General features: G+C 59.9%; 1 protein-coding gene. It reads right to left on the bottom strand.

The window, feature by feature from the left end:
- A partial coding sequence (gene tuf / locus JHD59_RS21945) for an elongation factor Tu (protein WP_199155831.1) occupies positions 1-1,010 on the bottom strand: 1,010 nt, incomplete at both ends.

Here is a 1,010-nt window from a genome sequence, read left to right as displayed (position 1 = left end):
GCGCCGGTCACGTCGGTCGTACGGAAGTAGAACTGCGGACGGTAGTTCGCGAAGAACGGGGTGTGACGGCCACCTTCGTCCTTGGACAGCACGTACACGGAAGCTTGGAACTCGGTGTGCGGAGTGATGGAACCCGGCTTGGCCAGCACTTGGCCACGCTCAACGTCTTCACGCTTGGTGCCACGCAGCAGCACGCCCACGTTGTCGCCGGCTTGACCTTGGTCCAGCAGCTTGCGGAACATTTCCACGCCGGTGCAGGTGGTCTTCACGGTAGCCTTCAGGCCCACGATTTCCAGTTCTTCACCAACCTTCACGATACCGCGCTCAACGCGACCGGTCACCACGGTGCCACGGCCGGAGATCGAGAACACGTCTTCGATCGGCAGCAGGAACGGCTTGTCGATGGCGCGTTCCGGAGTCGGAATGTAGGAGTCCAGAGCAGCAGCCAGACGGAAGATGGATGGTTCGCCCATTTCGGATTGGTCGCCTTCCAGCGCCAGACGAGCGGAGCCGATCACGATCGGGGTGTCGTCGCCCGGGAAGTCGTAGGAAGACAGCAGATCGCGCACTTCCATTTCCACCAGTTCCAGCAGCTCAGCGTCGTCAACCAGGTCAGCCTTGTTCAGGTAAACGATGATGTACGGCACGCCAACCTGACGGGACAGCAGGATGTGTTCGCGGGTTTGCGGCATCGGACCATCAGCGGCCGAGCAAACCAGGATCGCGCCGTCCATCTGGGCAGCACCGGTAATCATGTTCTTAACGTAGTCGGCGTGACCCGGGCAGTCTACGTGAGCGTAGTGGCGCGCTTCGGTTTCGTATTCAACGTGCGCGGTATTGATGGTAATACCACGAGCCTTCTCTTCCGGCGCGCTGTCGATCTGGGAGTAATCCTTAGCTTCGCCACCGAACTTCTTGGACAGAATGGTGGTGATAGCGGCGGTCAGAGTGGTTTTACCATGGTCAACGTGACCGATGGTGCCGACGTTTACGTGCGGTTTGGTCCGCTC

Source organism: Chromobacterium sp. ASV23 (assembly GCF_016428945.1).
Classification (GTDB): domain Bacteria; phylum Pseudomonadota; class Gammaproteobacteria; order Burkholderiales; family Chromobacteriaceae; genus Chromobacterium; species Chromobacterium sinusclupearum.
The sequence above is the reverse complement of the archived record's forward strand: the minus strand, read 5'-3'. Positions and strand labels throughout refer to the sequence as shown.